Source organism: Ruegeria sp. AD5, assembly GCF_056542345.1.
The window spans coordinates 239,524-263,160 of sequence record NZ_JBQFZR010000002.1 but is presented as its reverse complement, the minus strand read 5'-3'; the positions used below and the strand labels follow the sequence as shown (position 1 = coordinate 263,160).

General features: G+C 56.3%; 22 protein-coding genes. 10 read left to right on the top strand and 12 right to left on the bottom strand.

The features are described 5' to 3' along the window. Positions 1–8: 8 nt before the first annotated feature. From ACR0JG_RS09810 to pyrH, 7 genes are all read right to left on the bottom strand, one after another. The gene (locus ACR0JG_RS09810; protein ID WP_480569415.1) at positions 9–1,160 is read right to left on the bottom strand and encodes an NUDIX domain-containing protein; all 1,152 of its coding nucleotides are present in this window, start codon (positions 1,158–1,160) and stop codon (positions 9–11) included. Between the two features lie 29 nt (positions 1,161–1,189). After that, entirely contained in the window at positions 1,190–1,630 is a 441-nt protein-coding gene (locus tag ACR0JG_RS09805; protein ID WP_170405320.1) for a TrgA family protein, read from the bottom strand. A gap of 16 nt (positions 1,631–1,646) precedes the next feature. Next, positions 1,647–2,855, bottom strand: coding sequence for a class I SAM-dependent methyltransferase (locus tag ACR0JG_RS09800; protein WP_480569412.1), 1,209 nt, complete (start codon positions 2,853–2,855; stop codon positions 1,647–1,649). A 69-nt stretch (positions 2,856–2,924) separates the two neighbouring features. After that, positions 2,925–4,349, bottom strand: coding sequence for a cryptochrome/photolyase family protein (locus ACR0JG_RS09795; protein WP_480569409.1), 1,425 nt, complete (start codon positions 4,347–4,349; stop codon positions 2,925–2,927). Positions 4,350–4,396: 47 nt separating this feature from the next. Further along, positions 4,397–5,623, bottom strand: a complete 1,227-nt coding sequence (locus ACR0JG_RS09790) for an aminotransferase class V-fold PLP-dependent enzyme (protein ID WP_480569406.1) — start codon at positions 5,621–5,623, stop codon at positions 4,397–4,399. Continuing rightward, positions 5,610–5,819: a hypothetical protein gene (locus tag ACR0JG_RS09785; protein ID WP_480569403.1), complete on the bottom strand. Its 210-nt coding sequence runs from the start codon at positions 5,817–5,819 to the stop codon at positions 5,610–5,612. Before ACR0JG_RS09785 ends, ACR0JG_RS09790 begins: the two co-directional genes overlap by 14 nt. Positions 5,820–5,956: 137 nt before the next feature. Then, a complete protein-coding gene (pyrH, locus tag ACR0JG_RS09780) occupies positions 5,957–6,709 on the bottom strand; it encodes a UMP kinase (protein WP_480569400.1) in 753 nt (250 codons plus the stop codon). 97 nt (positions 6,710–6,806) lie between these two features. On the opposite strand from pyrH, the gene miaA reads away from it, so the two are divergent. The 5 genes from miaA to ACR0JG_RS09755 all read left to right on the top strand — a co-directional run bounded on the left by miaA (position 6,807) and on the right by ACR0JG_RS09755 (position 14,549). After that, positions 6,807–7,700, top strand: coding sequence for a tRNA (adenosine(37)-N6)-dimethylallyltransferase MiaA (gene miaA / locus ACR0JG_RS09775; RefSeq protein ID WP_480569397.1), 894 nt, complete (start codon positions 6,807–6,809; stop codon positions 7,698–7,700). Positions 7,701–8,052: 352 nt separating this feature from the next. Beyond that, the gene (locus ACR0JG_RS09770; RefSeq protein WP_170393298.1) at positions 8,053–9,723 is read left to right on the top strand and encodes an ABC transporter substrate-binding protein; all 1,671 of its coding nucleotides are present in this window, start codon (positions 8,053–8,055) and stop codon (positions 9,721–9,723) included. 121 nt (positions 9,724–9,844) lie between these two features. Beyond that, positions 9,845–10,891, top strand: a complete 1,047-nt coding sequence (locus ACR0JG_RS09765; RefSeq protein WP_170393299.1) for an ABC transporter permease — start codon at positions 9,845–9,847, stop codon at positions 10,889–10,891. Positions 10,892–10,904: 13 nt separating this feature from the next. Beyond that, positions 10,905–12,368: an ABC transporter permease gene (locus tag ACR0JG_RS09760; RefSeq protein ID WP_480569394.1), complete on the top strand. Its 1,464-nt coding sequence runs from the start codon at positions 10,905–10,907 to the stop codon at positions 12,366–12,368. Between the two features lie 93 nt (positions 12,369–12,461). Beyond that, positions 12,462–14,549: a dipeptide ABC transporter ATP-binding protein gene (locus ACR0JG_RS09755; protein ID WP_170393301.1), complete on the top strand. Its 2,088-nt coding sequence runs from the start codon at positions 12,462–12,464 to the stop codon at positions 14,547–14,549. A 115-nt stretch (positions 14,550–14,664) separates the two neighbouring features. Here the strand turns inward: ACR0JG_RS09755 and ACR0JG_RS09750 are convergent, their stop codons facing one another. The 3 genes from ACR0JG_RS09750 to ACR0JG_RS09740 form a co-directional block, all read right to left on the bottom strand. Then, positions 14,665–15,651, bottom strand: a complete 987-nt coding sequence (locus tag ACR0JG_RS09750; RefSeq protein ID WP_480569391.1) for an MBL fold metallo-hydrolase — start codon at positions 15,649–15,651, stop codon at positions 14,665–14,667. Between the two features lie 130 nt (positions 15,652–15,781). Then, positions 15,782–16,744, bottom strand: a complete 963-nt coding sequence (locus ACR0JG_RS09745; protein ID WP_480569388.1) for a LuxR C-terminal-related transcriptional regulator — start codon at positions 16,742–16,744, stop codon at positions 15,782–15,784. An 87-nt stretch (positions 16,745–16,831) separates the two neighbouring features. Next, the gene (locus tag ACR0JG_RS09740; protein ID WP_170421251.1) at positions 16,832–17,410 is read right to left on the bottom strand and encodes a lytic transglycosylase domain-containing protein; all 579 of its coding nucleotides are present in this window, start codon (positions 17,408–17,410) and stop codon (positions 16,832–16,834) included. Between the two features lie 207 nt (positions 17,411–17,617). Between ACR0JG_RS09740 and ssb the strand changes: the two genes are divergently transcribed. Both ssb and ACR0JG_RS09730 read left to right on the top strand, forming a co-directional pair. Next, on the top strand, positions 17,618–18,103 hold the full coding sequence (ssb, locus tag ACR0JG_RS09735) for a single-stranded DNA-binding protein (RefSeq protein WP_480569385.1): 486 nt from the start codon (positions 17,618–17,620) through the stop codon (positions 18,101–18,103). Positions 18,104–18,121: 18 nt separating this feature from the next. Next, positions 18,122–19,192, top strand: a complete 1,071-nt coding sequence (locus tag ACR0JG_RS09730) for a site-2 protease family protein (protein WP_170595835.1) — start codon at positions 18,122–18,124, stop codon at positions 19,190–19,192. 3 nt (positions 19,193–19,195) lie between these two features. On the opposite strand, the gene aroB is transcribed toward ACR0JG_RS09730, so the two are convergent. Together aroB and ACR0JG_RS09720 are read right to left on the bottom strand one after the other, a co-directional pair. Continuing rightward, positions 19,196–20,308, bottom strand: coding sequence for a 3-dehydroquinate synthase (gene aroB, locus ACR0JG_RS09725; RefSeq protein ID WP_480569382.1), 1,113 nt, complete (start codon positions 20,306–20,308; stop codon positions 19,196–19,198). Continuing rightward, the gene (locus ACR0JG_RS09720) at positions 20,308–20,895 is read right to left on the bottom strand and encodes a shikimate kinase (protein ID WP_170510337.1); all 588 of its coding nucleotides are present in this window, start codon (positions 20,893–20,895) and stop codon (positions 20,308–20,310) included. Before ACR0JG_RS09720 ends, aroB begins: the two co-directional genes overlap by 1 nt. A 79-nt stretch (positions 20,896–20,974) precedes the next feature. On the opposite strand from ACR0JG_RS09720, the gene ACR0JG_RS09715 reads away from it, so the two are divergent. From ACR0JG_RS09715 to ACR0JG_RS09705, 3 genes are read left to right on the top strand one after another with little or no spacing between them, the layout of a single operon-like run. Further along, positions 20,975–21,124 carry a hypothetical protein gene (locus tag ACR0JG_RS09715; protein ID WP_170510340.1) on the top strand — a complete coding sequence of 50 codons (150 nt, stop codon included), beginning with the start codon at positions 20,975–20,977 and terminating at the stop codon, positions 21,122–21,124. Next, positions 21,114–22,640, top strand: coding sequence for a hypothetical protein (locus tag ACR0JG_RS09710; RefSeq protein ID WP_480569379.1), 1,527 nt, complete (start codon positions 21,114–21,116; stop codon positions 22,638–22,640). Before ACR0JG_RS09715 ends, ACR0JG_RS09710 begins: the two co-directional genes overlap by 11 nt. A 2-nt stretch (positions 22,641–22,642) precedes the next feature. Then, entirely contained in the window at positions 22,643–23,599 is a 957-nt protein-coding gene (locus ACR0JG_RS09705) for a site-specific tyrosine recombinase XerD (protein ID WP_480569376.1), read from the top strand. Positions 23,600–23,637: the final 38 nt, after the last annotated feature.

Below are 23,637 nucleotides of genomic sequence, written 5' to 3'. Positions count from 1 at the left end.
CAGCAGATTTACAGGTGCCCTGACGCGATCACAAGCAGGGATGACTTAGCGCGCAGTCGATCGCGGTTCCGCGCCAACCAATAAGCAAGAGTTAGAAGCGGCAGATCCTTGAAAACATGAGCATCTACCATGCTCATGAATTCATCAAACGGCAGAATTCTGCTGCGGATATCCTCACCTTCGGAAGCGAGGCCACCGCTTTCAACCGTACTAGTCAGATCCCCAAGACCGACATAGAGATAAACATATTCTGTTGACGATCCGCTGGATGAATAGGCACCACCTGCATATTCCAGTTGGTATAGTGAAATCTGCGCTTCTTCCATGGCCTCGCGGGTGGCCGCCTGCTGAGGTGTTTCGCCCGGATCGATCATACCAGCCACAGGCTCCCACATCCACGGCTCGGGGTCGTCGATCAGGAACACGGGCGCGCGAAATTGCTCTACCAGCAACACCGTATCGCGCACCGGATCATAAGGCAGGACGATCACTGCAGACCCTTGCATCAACCCGCTGCGATGCAGCACCGAGCTCATGGCACCGTCATACTGACGATGCTGCAGTTCAATTTCATCCATCCCAAAATAATTTATATAGGCGTGCTTGCGGTCATGAACGATCACGTCATCCGCAACGCTCCGCTCATCCCCCGTTCCACGTTGTCTTGCCGCTAATCTGGCCCAGGCGCGTGTTCGTATAGCTGGAAAGCTGCGCACGATGTCCAAGGCATCGACTCTTCCATAATGGGCCATCACCTCGTCAGCCGCGAACACCGAAAGCGCACCCCAATCCCTGATCCAGGTTTCAAGATCCCACGGTGCGCCTTTTTTCCAAATATCAGTATCCGGAAAGAACACCATGGCCTGATGTTCTTTTCCATCCTCAGTCACGATTGTCTCCGGGCGCAGTTCATATTCGAACCCGCCCTCATAGAAGGCCAATCGACTACGCTCGACGTCACCTAGGCCCTGCACCAGAACGCCACTGGCCTTACTGCCCTTTTCGGTGACAATCATTGGAAAGGGTTGATCTTGAACCGCGTATACGGCGTGATCCGGCAAAACAGCCTGCATCGCCGATAAATTGCCTGCGCTGCGACCCATGACGAGTTCCAGCAAAGAGACATGGCGCAAAGTGCCATAGAAAAACAGATTGGACAAAGCAGAGGCCCCGAATTGGCAGATCAGATTTAACGCCAGCGGCGAAAGGCAATTTCGGTAAGTATCCCGCTGAGAACAGCACCAAAACCCAGCGTAAGCAGAATTTCCGGTGCCAGAAGCTGTTCACCATAGCCAATCCCGATCTGAAAGATGGCAAGCAGAGCCTCAAACGGACCACCAAACCGATGGCGCATCGCCTGACTGAACATCTCGTAGGTGCCCTGAACGAACAGCCCCCAGAACACCAGCGCCGCTACACCGGTTAAACCGTTGTTGACGGCCGCGGTCCAGCCACGGCCAGCACGTTTGCCCATGACAACCCAGCCGCAGATCCAACCCAGGATTATGTTCACGTAAGTGAAATAACCATAGTCCTTACCCTCTTCCCCGTTATCGATAATCATGCCCGACACAAGGAACGCGATCACCAGCAGACACAACGCGGCGACGAGACGTGAGGCTGTAGGCATTCGATTTTTCCGTTCTTCAACTGGGTTTGGCTATCGTGATCTGTGTCACATCACAATTACCGGTGTCAAAGGCTGCGCCACATGCGGTCAAATAATAATTCCACATGCGGCGAAAACGCTCATCAAACCCCATCTCCGATATCTGATCCCACTTGGCATTGAATGTCTCGTACCAGCGTCGCAGGGTCAGATCGTAGCTTTTGCCAAACTCTTTTGAGCGTACAATGGTCAACCCCGCCTGATCGATCTGATCTCTAAGGATTGACGGTGCGGGCAGCATCCCACCGGGAAAGATGTATTTCTGAATGAAATCAACGCCGTTCTTGTAAATGTCCCAGCGATGATCCGCGACCGTGATGATCTGCAAAGTGGCATGGGCGCCAGGCTTCAACCGATCACGGACCGTGTTGAAATATGCGGGCCAGTATTTCTGACCGACTGCCTCGAACATCTCGATCGAGGCAATTCCATCATATTGACCCTGCTCATCGCGGTAGTCCTGTAGCTTGAACTCCACGAGATCAGAAAGTCCCGATTTTTCAATTCGCTCTCTAGCAAACTTCAACTGCTCTTGGCTAATGGTCAGCCCGGTGACGCGCAGCCCACGCTCTTTCGCGGCATATTCGGCGAACCCACCCCAGCCGCACCCGATCTCAAGGATATGATCCCCCGGTTTGGCCCCCATTTCATCCACCAGGCTGGCATATTTCGCAGTTTGCGCCTTTTCGAGGCTTTCCTGACCCGTTTCAAATATGGCGCTGGAATAGGTCATCGTGTCATCCAGCCACAGGCCATAGAAGTCATTGCCGAGATCATAGTGATACGAGATGTTCTTTTTCGCCTGCGACCGGTTGTTACGATGCAACCAGAACCGCAGTCTTTCATAGGCTCGCACTAGAAACTGTCCGGTAAAATCATCGTAGACCGTCTCAGTTCCCAGATGCACGAGGTCCATGAAACTGCGTAGGTCCGGTGTGCTCCAATCGCCTTCAAGGTAGCCGTCCGAGAAGCCCAGCTCTCCCTCGCGCACCAGCCGGGAAAAGACGTCCGGGTCGTGGATGTCCACATGTGCCACGGGGCCTGGTTGTGGCGCATCCGCGCGGAAAATGCGTCCGTCGGGCAGCGCGATGTCAAGTCGGCCGCGCTCCATCCTCTTCAGCATCTTGAAGACTTGTGTAAAATATCTCGGCAGGTTTTCCTGCCCTTCGGTGCTCGTCAGGAACATCCGCTCTCCCCTCTGCGGTTGCGGGTCAAAGCTAGGACGGGATTCGGTTTCTGGCAAGTTTTCAGTTCCTTACTGGTCTTTTCCGGCATTATACGCGCCCAACGCACGGGCGCGGCCTTCCTTCAGCCCCACCACCGGTGCGGGATACATCTGGTCACGAGAAAGCCCCCATGATCGCGGCACGGCATCAAAATAGGCTAGCGCGGTCGATGGCGGCTCGGATTGGCCCTCGGCAATCCAGCGACGCACAAAACCTGAGTTTGGATCAAACCGCTCGCGCTGTGTGTCGGGATTGAAGATACGGAAATACGGTGCGGCATCAGGGCCGCAACCGGCCACCCATTGCCATCCCATCGCATTTGCAGCTGGGTCCCAGTCGATCAGGCAATCCCCGAACCAGTCTGCGCCGATTTTCCAATGCGTCATCAGATGCTTTGTCAGATAACTCGCGACAATCATCCGAGCCCGATTGTGCATGCGTCCGGTGACATACATTTGTCTTAGACCTGCATCGACAAGCGGAATTCCGGTTCTTGCCTGGCGCCACGCGCGCACTTCGGGCGTGTCGGGATCAGTATTCCAAGGGAATGCGTCCCATTCAGGCTTCCAATTGGCACTCAGAAGATGCGGCCAGTGGTACATTAAGTGATATGCGAACTCACGCCACACAAGCTGACGCAGATAGCCTTCACCACCATGCGCCCCGGTTTGGTCGGCGATTTGCACCCGATGCCAGATTGTACGCGGCCCGATCTCGCCCAGTGCAAGGTATTCTGAAAGATCAGAGGTTCCAGATTGATCCAGTTGATCCCGCTGTTCGCGATACTGATCAATACGTTCTAGAAACGCATCCAACTGGTCCAGCGCCGCATTTTCGCCCGGGTGGACAAACGGGCGGACCACTGCGGCCCCGCGCTGCATATCCCGATCCAGTCGCCAATCAGACAATTGATCGGACGCAGGCCAAGTTTTCGGCGTCATAAGCCGCGTGGGCGCGGGCTCGGGCAAAGAGACTTCGCGCCCCTGCACTGATCGCCACATCGGAGTGAAGACCCGAAACGGCTGGCCGGTTTTGGTGGCGATCGTCCAAGGCTCAAACAAAAGCAGGCCAGCAAAAGACTGTGCCTGGATCCCCTGTTCGGTCAAAGCAGCCTTGATCTGGGTATCCCTGTTGATCGCCTCCGGATCATAAGCCCGCGTCCAGAATACGGAGCCTGCCCCAGTTTCTCTGACCAGTTCACAAAGAACATCCAGTGCTTGACCCTGGCGCAGTATCAACTTGCTGCCAAGCTGCTCAAGCCTGCCGGCAAAAGCGTCAAGGCCCAGACCAAGGCGCCATTTCGGCGCGGCACCCAAAGTCTGAACCTGATGATCGAGAACAAATACGGGCACGATGGGTCGACCTGATTGCACCGCCGCGCTCAGCGCCGGATGATCTCCTAACCGAAGATCGCGCCTGAACCACAAAATGATCGGAGAATGATCAAAATCCATGTCCGCCCCATGTTTTCTTCGAACTACGAAGCGCCGCAGAAACTGGATCACAAAACGCGGTCAAGCGCCTCCAAAAGCTGATCAATTTCCTGTCGAGTGGTGTAGTGTGTAAAGCTAAGGCGCAAGACCCCTTGTTCTGCGTCAACGCCCATCGCTTGCAACGGGCGATGTGCGTAGAAATCACCGCCACCCCCCATGATACCGTGTTTGGAAAGCTCGGCAGCAACAGGCTCGGCCTTCTTATTCAGACTTAAAGCTACCGTCGGTGCGCGCCGACTGGCATCAGACGGTCCGATCAGGCGTAGAGCGTTCCGGTCTTTGACCGCGTCCAGCAGAGGTTGCAATAAAGCGACCTCGTGTTCCCGCATCAGATCATGCACAAAGGACCCCCTTGCCGAAGCTCCTGTTTCCGGTCCTCCATGATGGGCACAAAGTAGGTCCACATAGTCCGCCATGCCTGCGCTGGCCGCGATCTGAGCATGGTCAGGCCCGGCTGGTGTGAACCGCTTAAAAAGAGTGTCGCCGTTGAAATAATGCGCTTGGTTGGGCAGTAATTCACCCAGAGCTCGTCGAATAACCATGCAACCCTGGTGCGGGCCATAGGTTTTGTAGGCGGAAAACAGATAGATATCTGGGCCCAGATCACCGACATTGGGGAACCCGTGCGGTGCGTAAGAGACCCCGTCGACACAGGCAAAAGCACCCGCAGCATGGGCGATCGCGGTGATTTCGGTGACCGGGTTGATTTCCCCAACGACATTCGAGCAATGCGGAAAGCACACCAGCCGCACTTTCTCGTCCAGCAAATTCTCCAAATCTTGCGGGTTCAAAGACCCACTCTCCGGATCAATCTTCCATTCCCGAATTTCGATCCCCTCATCGGCCAATCGCCGCCAGGGCCCCGAGTTTGCTTCGTGGTCCTGATTGGTCACGACAATCGCTTCGCCCGGCTGCATCCACTGCCGGAATGCCTGAGCCAGTACATAGGTGTTCTGCGTCGTCGAAGGGCCAAAGCTCAACTCATCTGTTTCCACCCCCAATATCGCGGCAAGTCGCGCTCGTGCTTCGTCCATTTCCACGCCCCCCGCATGGCTCGCCTCATAGGGCGCGTAGGGCTGAACCTTTCGCTGGGTGTAGAACCGGCTCAACCGATCAAGCACAGGTTTGCAGGTATAGGATCCACCTGCATTCTCAAAAAAGGCCTGTCCTTGAAGGCTGGGTTCCGAAAAGGCCGGGAACTGTGCCCGAACGAATTCAATATCAAGAGCGCCCATCGCATCTCTCTCCCTTATCATGCACTACAGTCCGGGTTGTTGCCAGCGCAAAGTCCGGACATCCCCGAAAACAAGGCAGGTCTTCCAGCCCAGCCGCAGGTCCTTGGAACGGGTAAGGATCGACGGCAGCCCCCATGATGGCCCCATCACCACCAGCAGACCCGGCCAGATAGCCAGAGGTAGAAGGTTGGGTCAAGTGATTGCGTTAATGGTATTTTTTGCCGCCACGCAATGCGTGCACTGACGAAGACATTGGCCCACGCGGGGCTTAGTTTCTTTTAAGTAGGAAAATCCCGGGCAGAGATGCCCGGCTCAGTGTTGTTCAAATCAGCATTAGCCCTGAACTTTGGTATAAGTCCCCTCACCCGCCAGGATGCCGCGGAACCCGCCGGGTTCATCCAGACCGAAGACGATCAGTGGCAGATTGTTGTCGCGCGCCAACGCAATGGCCGATGCGTCCATTACGCGCAGCCGCTTGGCCAAAACATCGTCATAGGAAACCTGATCATAGCGCACTGCATCCGAGTGTACCTTGGGGTCTTTGTCATAAACGCCATCCACACCGTTCTTGCCCATGAAGATCGCCTGACACGCCATTTCGTTAGCGCGCAGAGTCGCAGCGGTATCGGTGGTGAAATAGGGGTTCCCGGTTCCTGCGGCAAAGATGCAAACCCGCTTTTTCTCAAGGTGACGAACAGCACGGCGGCGAATGTAGGGCTCGCACACCTCATCCATCCGAATGGCCGAAATTACACGTGTAAAGACCCCTACCCCCTCCAGAGCGGATTGCATCGCCAGCGCGTTCATGACAGTCGCCAGCATGCCCATGTAGTCGGCTGTCGTACGCTCCATCCCCTGCGCAGATCCAGACAGACCACGGAAGATATTGCCACCTCCGATGACCATGCAAATCTCAACACCAAGATCATGAACCGATTTGACCTCTCGCGCGATGCGCTGAACGGTGGGCGGATGCAGTCCGAATCCCTGATCTCCCATCAGCGCCTCGCCGGAAATCTTCAACATGACACGGTCATATGTTGTTTTTGGGGTCTCGGTGGTCTCGACGGAAGGGGAAAGGCTCATGTTGCGCTCCGGGCTGGCACGGGGTTATTTTCCGGCGCAAAATGAAGCAAAACCTCCGCAGGTTCAATGCGGATAGTCAGGAACGGGGCAACCAGTCATGGCCGACAACTCTGAGAACCGGCTTTTGGCGCAATTGCCGTCGATTCCCGATGACAAACCTGTATTGATCGCCGGGCCCACTGCCTCGGGTAAATCGGCGCTGGCGCTGTTGATCGCCGAGCGTTTCGGAGGCGTGATTGTCAACGCCGATGCCAGTCAAATCTATGACTGCTGGCGTATTATCTCGGCCCGCCCCTCGCCCGAGGATGAGGCCCGCGCACCGCACCGTCTGTATGGGCATGTTGCCTATGACCAGACCTATTCGACTGGTCATTGGCTGCGAGAGGTCACGCCGATGCTGTCGCAACGCCCTCGTCCGATAATCGTCGGAGGGACCGGTCTGTATTTCACAGCTCTGACCGAGGGGATGGCCGATATCCCCGCAACCCCGCCGGAAATCCGGGAACACGCGGATAAGTTGCCGTTGCAAGAACTAATCGCGGGTTTGGACGGTCTGACCCTGCAGAGGATCGACACCCAAAACCGCGCGCGTGTTCAGCGCGCCTGGGAGGTTCAGAACGCAACCGGGCGATCCCTTTCGGATTGGCAGGCTGACACCCCCGCCCCGATACTGGATATTCAAAACACGGTGCCGATTGTTTTCGACGCCAGAAAAGACTGGCTGCTGGATCGCATCAACCGACGGTTCGACCTGATGTTGGACCAAGGAGCTATAGAGGAAGTGGAGGCCATGCGCGATCGCTATGACCCCTCTTTTCCCTCCTGTAAAGCGATCGGCGTTCCGGAGCTAATGGGCTACCTGGACGGCCGCATGACACTGGATGAGGCGCGCGAAAAAGCGACGATCGCGACACGTCAGTTTGCCAAGCGCCAACGCACATGGTTCCGTGCGCGCATGAAGTTCTGGCATCACCTTGACGCAGCGCGTTGAAGGTTGCAGCCGCCGGATACGATAAAGCCCAAAATAACAACGCCTTAATCAGCACCATGGTGAGAGATAGATATGTATCCATCTATCCGTCACAACGTGTCTCGTTTCCTTTCACATTGAAACTTTCCGAACCTCACTTTCTGCCCGGATGTCGTTTTTGTACCATCTATGACGATTTCCAACATTGACGCAGGGAAAAAACTGGTGCCGAATGCGGCTATGGGGATGTTGATAAATCGTAAATCCAAGCCCGTGGCCCTACCAACCGAGACCAAACGGTCCCTGTAGTGCCCGGCTCTATCAATCAGAAACACGAAATCTAAAAAAAATTATGTGTCACAGGGAGACATCTATGGAAAACCAGACAATCAACGGAAAGCCGATGCATTGGGCGGCAGAGATGCACGCCAAGGAATATCGTGAGGGCAATCTGAGCCGTCGTGAATTTCTGGCCCGTGTAACCGCGCTGGGCGTTGCTGTACCGACGGCATATGGCATGATTGGCCTGCAATCACCGGCAGCCGCTGCCGAACCTCAGCGTGGCGGCACCATCCGCTATCAAATGGAAGTGCGCGCACTGAAAGACCCGCGCACATATGACTGGACGCAGATCGCAACCTTCACGGCTGGCTGGCTGGAATATCTTGTCGAATACAATAATGACGGCTCGTTCAAACCCATGCTGCTGGAAAGCTGGGAAGCCAATGATGACGCCACTGAATACACGCTGAACGTCCGCAAAGGTGTGAAGTGGAACAATGGTGACGATTTCACTGCCGAAGACGTAGCTCGCAATATCGAAGGTTGGTGCGACGGGTCTCTGGAAGGGAACTCGATGGCCTCGCGCATGGCCTCACTGATGGATGAGAGCACTCAGAAAGCCGCAGATGGCGCCATCACCGTTGTCGACTCGCATACAGTCAAGCTGAAGTGCAACGCGCCGGATATCACGATCATCCCCGGCATGGCAGACTATCCGGGTGCAATCGTACACAGCAGCTTTGATGCAAATGATATGCTGTCCAACCCAGTTGGTACGGGTTTCATGATGCCCGAAAGCCATGAGGTCGGCGTTAAGGGCGTTCTGGTCCGCAACGAAGGCTTTGACTGGTGGGGCTACGAAGCTGGTAAAGGCGGCTATATCGACCGGATCGAATTCATCGATTATGGCACTGACCCTGCCGCTTTCCTGGCCGCCTATGAGGCCGAAGAGATCGATATGAACTGGGAATCGGTTGGCGAGTTTGTCGACATCTTTGACAGTATTGGCCTTGTCCGCTCGGAAATCCCATCGGGCTTTACCATTGTCATACGCCCCAACCAGCTGGCTGAAGACGCCGATGGCAACAAAATCTATGGCGACAAGAGGGTCCGTCAGGCCCTTGCCATGGCAGTCGACAACGCCGTCTGCCTTGAACTTGGCATGTCCGGCTACGGCATCACTGCCGACAACTGTCATGTAGGCCCGATGCACCCCGAGTACGACTCGGCTGTGACGCGTATCCCTTACGACCCGGCAGGCGCAAAGGCGCTGATGGACGAAGCGGGTATGGGCGATTTCGAACACGAAGTGCAGTCGATCGACGATGACTGGCGTCGCAATACCACGGCTGCGGTAGTGGCTCAGTTGAACGATGCGGGCATCAAGGCAAAGCACACGGTTCTGCCCGGTTCGACATTCTGGAACGACTGGACCAAGTACCCGTATTCCTCGACCAACTGGAACCACCGCCCGCTGGGCACGCAGGTTCTGGCACTGGCGTATAAGTCGGGTGTCGCTTGGAACGAATCTGGTTTTGCCAACGAAGAGTTCGACAAGCTGCTGGCCGAGGCGAACTCGATCGCGGATGTCGATATGCGCCGCGAGGTGATGGCGAAACTGCAGGCGATCATGATCGACGAAGGCGTGGTCATCCAGCCCTATTGGCGGACCGCGATGCGTCACCACCGCGATAATATGGTCGGTGTCGAAAAGCACATTGCGGACCTGCCGCAGCTTTATAAGTTCGGCCTGACTTCCTAAGCCGAAACCTACAAGGGCCGCGCCGAACTGGCGCGGCCCTTCGTCCTCAATACGGCGACCAGAATAATAGCAACGCGTGGGGCGAAATGCCTGTCACGCCAGCCGATCAACAGGGGCTAACATGGGACTTTTCATTCTAAGGCGTGTGGGGATTATGCTGCTTACAGCGTTGTGCCTGACATTCCTGGTCTTCTTCCTTACCAATCTCTACCCGAACCTGGAAAAGCTTGCGAAGACGCAGGGCAATTTCCGGATGTCTGATGAACAGGTCGAAAGCTATCTAGAGAAAAACGGCTACCTCCAGTCCACGCCGATCAAATACGGTGAATGGCTGGGTGTCCTGCCCTCGTTCAGACACACAAATGAGGACGGAACCGTTCAGGGTAGATGTATCCTGCCAGGCAAAACTGCCGAGGAATCTCCGAATTTCTGCGGTATCCTGCAGGGGTACTGGGGATATTCAACTGTCTTCAAGGAAGAGGTCTCTACCGTTGTTGGCAACCGGCTGGCACTGACCGGACGGCTGATGTTCTGGGTGATGCTGCTGATGGTCCCTTCGGCACTCATTCTGGGCATCCTGGCCGGGATGAAGGAAGGTTCGGCCACTGACCGGACGCTTTCAACCTTTGCCATCACGACGACGGCGACCCCAGAATACGTCTCGGGCGTTATCTTCATAGCGATCTTCACATCCTCCGCCGTCGGACTCAAATGGTTCAAAGGCACCGCCACTCAGGCGATGGAGAACCCGACATTTGAGAATTTCTTCCTACCAGTGTTGACCATCGCGCTTTACGGGATGGGCTATATCGCCCGGATGACCCGCGCCTCAATGACCGAGGTGATGACGGCGCAATACATCAGGACGGCGCGTCTGAAAGGCGTGTCATTCCCGAATATCGTCATGAAACACGCGCTGCGCAACGCGCTTATCGCGCCCTTTACAGTCATTATGCTGCAGTTCCCATGGCTGCTGAATGGTGTCGTGATCGTCGAGACCCTGTTTAACTACAAGGGCTTTGGCTGGGCGCTTGTACAGGCAGCGGGCAACAATGACATCCAGCTGCTGCTGGCGATCTCGGTCGTGTCGGTCTTTGTGGTGCTGGTGACGCAGCTGATCTCGGATATCGGCTATGTCTACCTCAACCCGCGCATCCGCATTTCGTAAGGAGGGATAGATCATGGAACCACTTACCTGGACCGGCTCTATCGCCTTCCTGAACCCGCTGTTGATGATTGCGTTGGGACTGATGCTTTTGTCCATCGTTGTCTGGATGCTGGCAAGTATCGTGCTGCCCGAAGATCAGATGATTGTGAATGCCGATGGGACGCTCATTTCGAGCTCTGGCCTGAGAATCCTGATACAATCGGCGCTGCGCTATAGCTTTTTGGCAAGTGTGGGAATCGCGGTGGCGTACATTGTCCTTGGCATCCTGATGGGGACCAGTGCTGGCATCATCGGCGCTATCTCTCAGCAGTTTCTGCCCGTCTGGCTGTCGCTGATCATCCTTTATGCGATGTCGATTGCGTTCAAGCGCAAGCTGGGCCTTTATGGCAAGCTGTTCGACAGCCCCATTGGGATGATCGGCTTTGGCCTTGTGATGTTCTGGGTGTTCACCGGCATATTTGGCGCACTCGATCTGATCGTAACCCACGATCCCCTATCGCAGGTCTCGGGTATGAAGAACAAGGTGCCGGGCACCCCGCTTCCCAATCTGGAGGACGGTCAATACGCTTGGTATTTGCTGGGTGGAGATAACCTCGCGCGCGACGTCTTTAGCCGTATGGTTAAAGGTGCTTGGATCGTCGTGCAGATCGCGCCGCTGGCGACGATGTTTGCCTTCATGGTCGGTATCACTCTGGGTTTACCCGCAGGCTACTATGGCGGGCGTCTGGATACGCTCCTGTCATTCCTCGCGAACCTGATCCTGGCTTTTCCCGTTATCTTGCTGTTCTACCTTTTGGTCACGCCCGAGATCGTAGCGACCGGCGTGCCGAACTATATGGCGGCGATCCTATTCGTGTTCCCGATCATCTTCCTCGGCGTTCTGCTGAATTCGCGTTTCTATACGCGTCCCAGTTTTCGAACGCCTTTGTTGATCGGCGTTCTGGGTGTTGCGCTCTGGCTCTACCTGTCGCTGATTTCGACCGGTGGCTACATCATCAACACCGACAGCTACCGCATCTGGGGTCTGCCGACCTACCTTGATCTGTTCGATATTCCAGGCGGTATTCTGGTGGTGTTCGTCTCGGTGGTCTTCGTGAACTCTCCGACCGTGTTCCGCATCGTACGCGGACTGGCGCTGGACATCAAAACTCGCGACTATGTGGCTGCGGCCCAAACGCGCGGCGAGGGTCCATGGTACATCATGCTGTGGGAAATCCTGCCCAACGCGCGTGGCCCGCTGATCGTCGATTTCTGCCTGCGCATCGGCTACACGACCATCCTGCTTGGAACCTTGGGTTTCTTCGGGCTGGGGCTGCCACCGGAAAGCCCCGACTGGGGCTCGACGATCAACGAGGGGCGCAAGCTTCTGTCGATCTATCTACATCCCGCACTGCCGCCCGCGCTGGCATTGCTGTCGCTGGTTCTTGGCTTGAACCTGCTGGCGGATGGTCTGCGCGAAGAAAGTCTGAAGGACTGATTGTGATCGAGGCCGGGGGCTCTGCCCCCGGACCCCCGAGATATTTTTAGCCAGATGAAGGGGAACCCCCGGACTCTCGCGAGGAGTAATAAGATGAACAAACTGGCGGATTATGACGGGCCAATCCTGGAGATCGACAAGCTTTCGATTTCCTTCTTTACCCGCCTTCGTGAGATCCCTGCCGTGATGGATTTCTCGGTCAGTGTGCAACCCGGCGAAGCCGTCGGTCTGGTGGGTGAATCAGGTTGTGGGAAATCTACCGTAGCGTTGGGTGTCATGCAGGATTTGGGCAAGAATGGCCGCATCGTCGGTGGCTCGATCAAGTTCAAGGGGCGTGATCTGGGTGAAATGACCACTGAGGAGCTGCGCGACATTCGTGGCAATGAAATCGCGATGATCTACCAGGAGCCGATGGCATCGCTGAATCCGGCGATGAAGATCGGCAAACAGCTGATGGAAGTGCCAATGATTCATGAGGGTGTTGGTGCAGAAGAGGCCTATGCTCGTGCGTTGGAAGTGGTCACCGATGTACGCCTGCCCGACCCTGAGCGGATGCTGAACTCGTTCCCGCATCAGCTGTCAGGCGGTCAGCAGCAGCGGATCGTGATTGCGATGGCGCTGATGTCGAAACCTGCCTTGTTGATCTTGGATGAGCCAACAACCGCTCTGGACGTGACGGTCGAGGCCGCCGTGGTCGAGTTGGTCAAGGATCTGGGCAAGAAATACGGCACCTCGATGCTGTTCATTTCGCACAATCTGGGTCTGGTGCTGGAAACCTGCGACCGGCTGTGCGTGATGTATTCAGGTGAGGCCGTCGAGCGTGGCTCGATCAAGGATGTATTCGACGAGATGCAGCACCCGTATACGCAGGCGCTGTTCCGCTCGATCCCGCTGCCGGGCGCCGACAAGAACTCGCGCCCACTGGTCGCCATACCTGGGAACTTTCCCCTGCCCCATGAGCGGCCTCCGGGATGTAACTTTGGTCCGCGCTGCGACTATTTCGAAGAAGGCCGCTGTGACGCCAAGGATATCCTGATGGAGGCGGTACCGGGCAACGACCGACACCATACGCGATGCTTGAAATTCCAGGAAATCGACTGGAACGCGCCAATCACCGTTGGTGAGCAGAAAGAGAAAGGCGAGATTGGCCGGACTGTTCTGAAAATGGATAACCTCAAGAAATACTATGAGGTGGCTGCGAATGCATTGTTCGGCGGTGGTGAGACCAAAGTGGTCAAGGCCAATGAGACGCTAAGCTTTGAAGCGCATGAATCCGAGACGCTTGCCATTGTCGGCGAATCCGGTTGCGGCAAATCCACTTTTGCGAAGGTCTTGATGGGGCTGGAAACGGCCACCGACGGGCAGATCCTGCTGGACAATCGCAATATCGAGGACGTGCCCATCGAAGAACGCGACGCCAAGACCGTTGGCGAAGTGCAGATGGTGTTTCAGAACCCGTTCGACACGCTGAACCCGTCGATGACCGTAGGCCGTCAAATTATCCGGGCGCTGGAAATCTTTGGTGTCGGTGACTCCGAGGCGGATCGCAAGAAGCGGATGCTGGAACTGCTGGATCTCGTGAAATTGCCCCGCGCCTTCGCGGACAGGATGCCACGCCAACTTTCAGGCGGTCAGAAGCAGCGCGTCGGTATCGCCCGCGCATTTGCCGGTGATGCACGGATCGTGGTTGCGGATGAACCGGTTTCGGCGCTGGACGTATCCGTACAAGCTGCCGTTACGGACCTGTTGATGGAGATTCAGCGCGAGCACAAAACCACGCTGCTGTTCATCAGTCACGACCTTTCAATCGTGCGCTATCTCAGTGACCGTGTAATGGTGATGTATCTGGGGCATGTGGTTGAACTGGGCACCACCGATCAGGTCTTTAGCCCACCCTATCATCCCTACACTGAGGCATTGCTAAGTGCGGTTCCAATCGCGGACACATCGATCGAAAAGCAGCACATCGTGCTTGAGGGCGATATCCCCTCGGCCATGAACCCGCCGCCGGGTTGCCCGTTCCAAACACGCTGTCGTTGGAAATCAGAAGTGCCGGATGGGCGATGCGAATCCCATGTGCCTCCGGTGCAAACACTTGCGGATGGTCATCAGGTGAAATGTCACCTTGCCGAAGACATTCTGGCCAAAATGGAGCCGGTTATCAAAATTGCGGCCGAATAAATCCGCGCAAACGAAAGAAAAGGGCCGGTCAAAGACCGGCCCTTTCAATTTGCGTCACGTTTAGTGGGGAGACAGGCGACGCAGGTCGTGGGTGAGTGGCAGTTTCTGATCGTAATCAGCCCGTCATCACGTTGTTGCCGAAGTGCATGAACTCCTGGTTCATACCCGCCACATCTCCGGCTTCCAGTTTGAGACTGGCGCTGTCGAGCATCTTGTAACTCTGCTGGCTTTTGACCCAATCGTCTGCGGCCTGCAGCGTCGTAAGCGTGTATGACGTAACCTCATTGAGGTAGTGCGTCGGGATGATGATCTTGGGCTTGAGCTTGGCGACAATATCCTTGCCCTGATCGAAGCTAAGGATGTGTTCCGATCCGTCGACGGGCAAAGTCAGCACGTCTACCTGTCCTATAGCATCCCAGAACTCCTGAGGCGGATTGTGGCGGTTGTCGCCCCAGATCAAGGTGCGAATGCCTCCGGTTTCGACAAGGTAGACCACCATATCCATATGTCCGACGTTGTTGGGCGGACAAGCTTCCGCGCCAAACTCGGCCAAGGCGTTGGTCCATTCGTACCAACCCGGCGCAACGCAGGCATGTTTGTCAGCAAAACCTGTGATCTTAAGATCAGCAAATTCAAAATTGCCCGCCATCCTGTCTAAAACCATTGTGGAACTTGGCCGCTCGATAGCGTCATGGTCAAAATGAGCATGAGTGGACATAGTGATATCAACTGGGATCTGCGGGAACTCGTTGCGGAACCACAGGCCCCATGCGCCGGAGGGATCATCGCGCCAAGGATCAAACAACACGGTCGCTCCGTTTGGAGAGGTGATTTTAATCGCGCAGTGACCGTAATAATCGATTCCAACCGCTCCCGTGCTTGCCTGACCAGTCGAGCCCTGTAGATCGATTACGTGGTTATTATTGCCAGGCTGCAGCCAGGCCTGCGATTGCGCCTCGGCCGGTTTGCTACCCAACAGTGAGGCCCCTGCACCGACACCGGCGGCCCCGGCAGCCATAAAGAACGATCGACGCGACAGACCACTTGCCAATGTGTCGCGTTCTCCGTTTAGAATTGTGGGTTTCAGATCTTTGCGATCCATTTTTTATCCTCCCGAGTTGAAAAGGCCCGGCTTGGTCCGCACCCTTGCGACCAGCCTAGCGCGCGTGGCACAGGTTGCTCAGATCAGAAAAATCGGGGGGGAATATGGGGGAAATCCCCATATTCAGAAATCACGAAATCGACAAAAGATGGCTTCGCAAGTTCTGGTCACGGCCTTCGAGGCCAAGTTTTCGACGAATATTGTTACGATGAAAATCAATTGTAGAAGTTTCGCGCGACATCGCCCGGGCGATATCTTTCGTGGTTTTGCCCGACATGACCAGCTGAGCAATTTCGATCTCGGTCGGCGTCATGACCGAAAACGCATCCGAAAGCTTGTCGGAAATCATTGAAGTAATCTCTTGCAGATTACGCTCGGCCAATTCCAGATAAACTTGCGAGGCGTCGCCTTCGGTCAATAGCCCGCGCAACTTGTCCAGATATGGCAACACCATCGTGCGAACCTGATCTACGATATCCTGATCCCGGTCTTTCCGATCGTCGTCCAAACTGGTCAACAGCACCCGTAGCGCGGTGTTTGTTTCCTGCAGCTCCCGCGTCCTCGCCGCAACGCGGTGCTCCAGTTGCGCCAGAGTTTCATTCAACTTCACTTCCAGCGCTCGGCGCAGGTAAACCTCTTGGATCAAAGTCAAATCCGATTCAACCATGCGCGCAAACTGTGCCAAACCTTCACGAAACAACAAGGCTCGGCGATTGCGGTGACGGTCCAAGACGCAGATTGTTCCGAATACCGAACCATCCGGCCACTTCAGCGGAAAACCGATATAGAAGGACATTCCATGCTCCATGTCCTCATTGTCGCTCCAAGCCGGGTCACAGGTTGCGTCCTCGACAACAAATTCGCCGTCGCGTTCCAGAACGCCCTGACAATAGAGCTTCGGGTTCAGTCGAAAATTCATGCCGACCGGGTATGGGTTTTCTGGATGATCCGATGTGATCAGAACCGCATGATCCGGCGCTTCGGTCTTCATGATCAAAGTGGCGGGCACATCGGCCAGCTGCGAAACAAGGTCGACCAAACGCTGCCAGTTCGCCATTGTTTCGGGCGGTATGTTGGGTCGATCTTGGATCATCGCAATACGCACCAGTCCGAAAAGTTATCCAATCAGACTAGGACAGCGTTTGGCGGTAGATCAAGAAACAGACACGCTGCGGCGCAGCTAGCCCCCCCAGATCACTTTTACGTAGTTCTGGGTTTCCTTGTAGGGTGGAATTCCGCCGTGCTTTTCAACTGCTTTGGGCCCTGCATTGTAAGCTGCCAGTGCAAGGCGCCAGGACTTGAACTTGCGGTATTGCCAGGAAAGATAACGCGCACCACCCTCCAGATTCTGGATCGGATCGTGCGGATTGACGCCAAGCAGCCGCGCGGTCTGGGGCATCAGTTGCGCAAGACCCAAGGCCCCTTTGTGGGATTTGGCATTCGGGTTCCACCCGCTTTCTTGTTGAACAAGTCGCAGGAAAAGTTCTTCCGGCACGTTATGTTGCCGCGCTGCTTTTCTGGCATGATCCAGATACTGGCCTCGATAGTTACCAGAGTAACGCTTGACGAATTTCCCACGCTCGGTCTTGGGTTTAAGCCGTTCAGAGCCGCGATATTGCGTAGCGGCCCGATTATCCAAAACCTTGGATTGCTTGAGGAATATCGCCTTGCGATTCTTGGTGGACAGCGTTTCTGCCTGCGTCGCGAACGACGTCAGACAAAGACCCAATACCGAGATACCGCCGACCAGAAAACGCATTAATGCCAATCCTGCACCCTCAACAACCAATCAGATTATAGTTAAATCAGCCGGAAATGAAAGCTTGGTTAAGACAGTCCTAATGTTTTCCTACTCAGCGTTGCACGATCAATCATGTTTCAACCAAGTCGTAGCCCGTATAGGGTCAGCACCAGAATACAGCGCCAGATTCGGGCGCCATCCAGTCAGAGTAAAACGAGGGAATATATGGCGGGTTCAGTCAACAAGGTCATTCTGATCGGCAATCTCGGTGCCGACCCCGAGGTGCGGTCGTTCCAGAACGGTGGTAAGGTGTGCAACCTGCGCATCGCAACGTCAGAGACATGGAAAGACCGCAACACTGGTGAGCGTCGGGATCGAACCCAATGGCACACAGTCGCCATCTTCTCGGAACCTCTGGTTCGCGTTGCCGAGCAGTATTTGCGTAAAGGCAGCAAAGTCTATGTCGAGGGCCAGTTAGAGACCCGCAAGTGGCAGGATCAGTCGGGGCAGGATCGCTATTCGACTGAGGTTGTCCTGCGCCCTTATCGCAGCGAGCTGACTATGCTGGATGCCCGCGGAGAAGGCGGTGGCGGCGGTGGTGGCTATGGCGGTGGTCAGGCCGGAGGAGGCTATGGTGAACCCTATGGCGGTCAGTCCAGCGCCCCTGCCCCTGCATCCGGCGGCATCGATGACGACGAGATTCCGTTCTAAACCAAACGGAGAAACAACATGGCATGGTCCTTCTCACTTGGCCGATTGCTCGGCTCGGAACTGAGGGTCCATGTCACCTTCTTCCTGCTGCTCGCCTGGGTTGGTTTTGCAGCGTATTCCAGCGGCGGTTGGCCCGCTGCGCTCAACAACATCCTGTTCGTTCTGGCTTTGTTTGCCTGTGTCGTGGCGCATGAATTCGGTCACGCGCTAATGGCAAGGCGATACGGGATTCGCACCCCAGATATCACTTTGCTGCCAATCGGTGGACTGGCACGTCTTGAGCGGATGCCAGAAAAACCGATGCAGGAGGTTTGGGTCGCCTTAGCAGGCCCGGCCGTAAACGTCGTCATCTGGGCCATCCTCGTGGTTTTAGGCGCGGGGATACAACTTGGATCGCTGGCCCAGATCGACTCGGCAGGCACAAACCTACTGAGCCGTCTGGCCTATGTGAATCTGCTGCTGGCGGCCTTCAACATGATCCCGGCATTTCCGATGGACGGCGGGCGTGTATTCCGCGCCTTGCTATGTATGAAGATGGAACGTGCCAAGGCAACGCGGATCGCCGCCCTTGGCGGTCAGATCGTAGCGGTAGGGCTTGGTTTTCTGGGGCTGACCTCTGGCAACCCGATACTGGTTCTGATCGCCGTCTTTGTCTTCATTGCCGCGAATTCCGAAAACCAAGACGTTGCGCTACGCTCGGTTGCGCGGCGTGTGAAGGCCCGGGATGCGATGATCACCGAGTTCAAGGCGTTGTCGCCCGATGATACGTTGGCGACGGCGGCTCAAGCGGTCATTCATACGACCCAGCACGAGTTTCCGGTCTTGGCCGAGGATGGCAGCCTTTTGGGTTTTGTCACCCGTGACCGACTGTTCGCAGCGTTAGCAAGCGACCATCCCCGATCCGAGCCTGCAGCGTCGATTATGGATAAGAACATACCACAAGTCGCACTCACCAGCGGATTGGACCAAGTTCTGAATGGCCTGCATAAAGGTGCACCCGCAATTGCTGTTTGTACCAAATCGGGACACATGGTTGGCTATATCACCCGCGAAAACATCGGCGAGCTGATGGTAATCCAGGGGCGCTGAATCTCAGCAGGCGGCCAGCGCATCATCAAGCACCGAGACCACTGTCTCGCGCGGCACTTCTGAAGTGACGAATGCCTGCCCGATGCCTCGTGCCATAATGAAACGCAACTGGCCATCCACGACCTTTTTGTCCTGCGCCATCAGATCGACCAATGTTTCTGCATCCGGCAGTTCACCCGGAATATCGGCCAGATCAGTCTTCATGCCCATGGCGCGCAAATGCGCCCTGACACGGCTTGGATCTTCTTGCGGGCAAAGCCCCAACCGAGAAGAAGTTTCAAACGCCAGCGCACAGCCGATGGCGACACCTTCACCGTGTAGCAATCGATCAGAATAATCGGTTGCAGCCTCAAGCGCGTGGCAGAAAGTATGACCCAGATTGAGCAGCGCCCGGTCGCCCTGCTCGGTCTCGTCATGCGCGACGATATCGGCCTTCATCTGAACCGAGCGTGTGACGGCCTGCACGCGCGCAGCCATGTCGCCGGATGCTAACAGAGGCCCGTTATCTTCAAGCCACTCAAAGAACTGGGCATCGCCCAACAGTCCATATTTGACGACTTCGCCATATCCAGCGAGAAAGTCCCGCGTCTGTAACGTGCCCAGCACGTCCGTGTCGGCCAACACCAGTGACGGCTGGTGAAACGCTCCAATCAGGTTCTTGCCCTGTGGCGCATTGATCCCGGTCTTGCCGCCAACCGAGCTGTCGACCTGTGCTAGCAGCGAGGTCGGTATCTGAACAAAGCGCACCCCGCGCCGCATCACTGCTGCAGCAAATCCCGCCAGATCACCGATCACACCCCCACCTAGCGCAACGACGATGTCGTTCCGTTCGACCTTCTCCGCCAGCAACCATTCTACCGCGCGCTCAAAATGCGGCCAGCTTTTGGTGGCCTCACCCGCTGGCAATGCCAGAGCATTCATCTCGATCCCGGCTGAGGCCAGGCCTTCACGCAGTGCATCCAGATGCAGGCCCGCGACAGTCTCATCCGTCAGAACCGCGACACGCTTACGCTTTATCAGTGGAGCAATCCGTTCCCCAGATTGCGCCAAAAGGCCGGGGCCGATCTCTACATCATAAGAACGCTCGGCCAGATCAACATGTACGGTTTGATGCATTAAATTCGTTCCAAAATATCAGGGCGCGTCACCAATGCAGCGATCACCCGATCCACCATATCTTCGATTGCGGTTTCGCCATCTGAGTCAGCCACCAGATCGGCCTGCTCATAGATCGGCACGCGCGCCTCGTACAAACCGCGCAACGTTGCATACGGGTCTGCCGTACGCAGCAACGGGCGCGTGTCTTTATGTTTGACGCGATTCCACAACACGTTCAGATCGGCCCGCAACCACACAGATGCACCGCGATCTGAGATCATTTTTCGATTGCCGTCTGCCAGAAACGCGCCGCCTCCAGTCGACAGGATGCCTTTTTCCTCGTCCAGAAGCCGCCCGATGATCTGACTTTCCTTGCTGCGAAAGAACGCCTCACCATCGCGGGCAAAGATCTCGGGGATGGTCATGTTGGCCGCCGATTCGATCTCGGAATCGCTATCGAGAAAGGGAACGCCGAGCCGAGCCGCCAGAGCCCGGCCCACCGCAGTCTTTCCAGCCCCCATCATTCCGACCAAAACGACGGTTTTGTGCAGTTGAAACTGCGCCGCTGTGTCGGAACGCACCGTGTTATGCTTAATTTCGCTCATTTCGTCGTGAATGACGTGATCTTAAGAAAAATGCTAGTTATAACTTGGGCAAAAGCAAAAATTGAGGCAGCGTTCACCCATGGGCCGTTTGATCAAGTTCCTGATTTACCTCATCTGCCTGTGTTTCATCGGGCTGGTTGGGTATGCCTATGTCGGGCCGTATTTTGGTGCGGACTTTTCCGCTCCTCAAAGTGAAGTCCGCGAACCGGTCATCTTGAATGCCGACTAAGACTTCTCTTCTGGCGCTTTTTCTGGCCGGAACTGCGCAGGCACAATCGACTGAGCCCTTGTCGATCATCGACTGGCTGACCGACCCGCCTGAGAATCTGCCGGGCACAGTGCTATTAGAGCCACCTGTCACCCAGACAGGGTTACAGCCGGACGTGCAGGTCACCCCGCTTGAGGCGCTGTCGCCTCCGCTGGGTTTGGTGGCCTCTTCCGTCACGGGTCTGCCGGTCAACTTGTGGCAGAACAGCGATGCGGATCGTCTGGCGGAACTGATCGGGCAGGTGCGGGTCAAGTCCAACCCCGCAATGCAACGGCTGCTGTTCACCCTGCTCCTTTCCGAGGCACGTCCCCCAAGCGGAGGACAGGCAGAAGACAAATTGCTTATGGCGCGACTGGACCGCCTTATGCAATTGGGCGCATCCGATCCGGTACAGTCTCTGGTTCAACTGGCCGGTCCGACCGATACGCAAGCTCGTTTCAAACGCTGGTTCGATGCGACGTTGCTGACGGGTGACGAAGACCGGAGTTGTACGGCGCTGATCGCGCAGCCGAATTTGTCTCGGGATTACGCAGCGCAAATATTCTGCAAGGCCCGTCGTGGAGATTGGGCGTCAGCTGCTCTGACACTCGAAGCCGCTCATGCGCTGCAGGTGCTGCCCGAAGACCAGCTTGCGTTGCTCGATCGCTTTCTCAGCCCGGAATTGTTCGAAGGGGCTGAGTATCTTCCTCAGCCCGAAGACCCGAATCCGCTTACGTTCCGTCTGTTCGAAGCCATTGGTGAACGTTTGCCCACGGCTTCACTGCCACGGGCGTTCGCCAATGCCGATCTGCGCGATGTGGCGGGCTGGAAAGCCCAGGTCGAAGCTGCTGAACGATTGACGCGGATTGGGGCGCTGACACCCAATCAGTTGCTTGGCCTATATACCGAACGTTCGCCGGCTGCTTCGGGCGCCGTGTGGGATCGCGTGGCCGCCATCCAACGGTTCGAAACCGCATTGGAAACCGGAAATCCCGAGGCGGTTTCCAAAACTCTTGTTGAGGTCTGGGCTCAGATGAAAACCGTCGGGCTTGAGGTTCCGTTTGCCGAACTTTTTGCCCCGCGTCTGGCAGCAATGAAACTATCTGGTTCGGCCGCCGAGAATCTGCGGTGGCGTATTCTGCTGTTGTCCGAGCTTTATGAAGACGCGGCGCAAGATGTGCCCGAAGGTTCCGATGCGAATATGTTTCTGGCCGCCCTGGCGCAGGGCGATCCGCAGCGCGCACCGTCACCAACCCCTCTGGCGGATGCCATTTCGCAGGGCTTTGCCTGGTCCGCGCCCATCCCTTCGGATATCGACGGGCTTCTGAGCAACGATCAATTGGGCGAAGCCATTCTGGAAACGATGCAATTGTTCGCCCATGGCGCGCGCGGCAATCTGGTCGACCTGACCGCTGCAATCGCTGCGTTCCGCCGCGTGGGTCTTGAAGACACCGCACGTCGGGCCGCCTTGCAATTGATGATCTTGAACGGGGCTTGAGCATGACCGCGCCCGCGTCTCAGGAGCTGTGGGTTTCCACCTTCCTCGAAGCGCAAGCTGCTGAGCTTGGCGCCGCCACCAACACCCTGCTCGCCTATGGCCGGGATCTGAAAGATTTCTCTGATTGGTTGACGCGTCGGAAATCGGGCTTTTCCGAAGCGGATCGCGATCGGATCGAAGGTTACCTGATCGATTGCGATGCGCAGGGCCTGTCGCGCTCGACAAGGGCACGGCGGTTGTCGGCGATCAAACAATTGTATCGATTTGCTTTCGAAGAAGGCTGGCGCGAAAGCAACCCGGCCATCCAGATCAAGGGACCAGGGCGCCCCAAGCGATTGCCTAAGACACTGGACGTGCCCGAAGTTGACCGCCTGCTTGCAGCAGCGCGGCGCACGGGCCGCTCCGTCGCAGACAAAACCCGCAACACGTGCCTGATGGAACTGCTCTATGCGACGGGAATGCGGGTGACAGAGCTGGTATCGCTGCCGGTCAGTTCGGCCAGAGGTGATCCCCGCATGCTGCTGGTCCTCGGCAAAGGTGGAAAAGAACGGATGGTTCCGCTGTCCCCCCCTGCCCGCGAGGCGTTGGCAGACTGGCTGCAAGCCCGCGATACGGCCGAGGAAAAAGCCATTTCCAAAGGGGGGCAAGCGTCGCGTTTCCTGTTCCCGTCGCGCGGGAAGTCCGGGCACTTGACGCGGCATCGCTTCTTTCTGCTGGTCAAGGAACTGGCGATCGAAGGCGGTGTTTCGCCTGAAAAAGTCACACCTCACACGCTACGCCATGCGTTTGCGACGCACCTGCTTGCCAATGGCGCGGATCTGCGATCGATCCAGACGCTGTTGGGCCATGCAGATGTGGCGACGACCGAGATCTATACGCATGTTCTGGATGAACGCCTGTCGGAACTGGTGTTGGAACACCACCCGCTGGCCAAAGACGACACCACAGATCAGGGCTAACCCCTTGATTGGTCGGGCCCACACCCCCATAACGAATG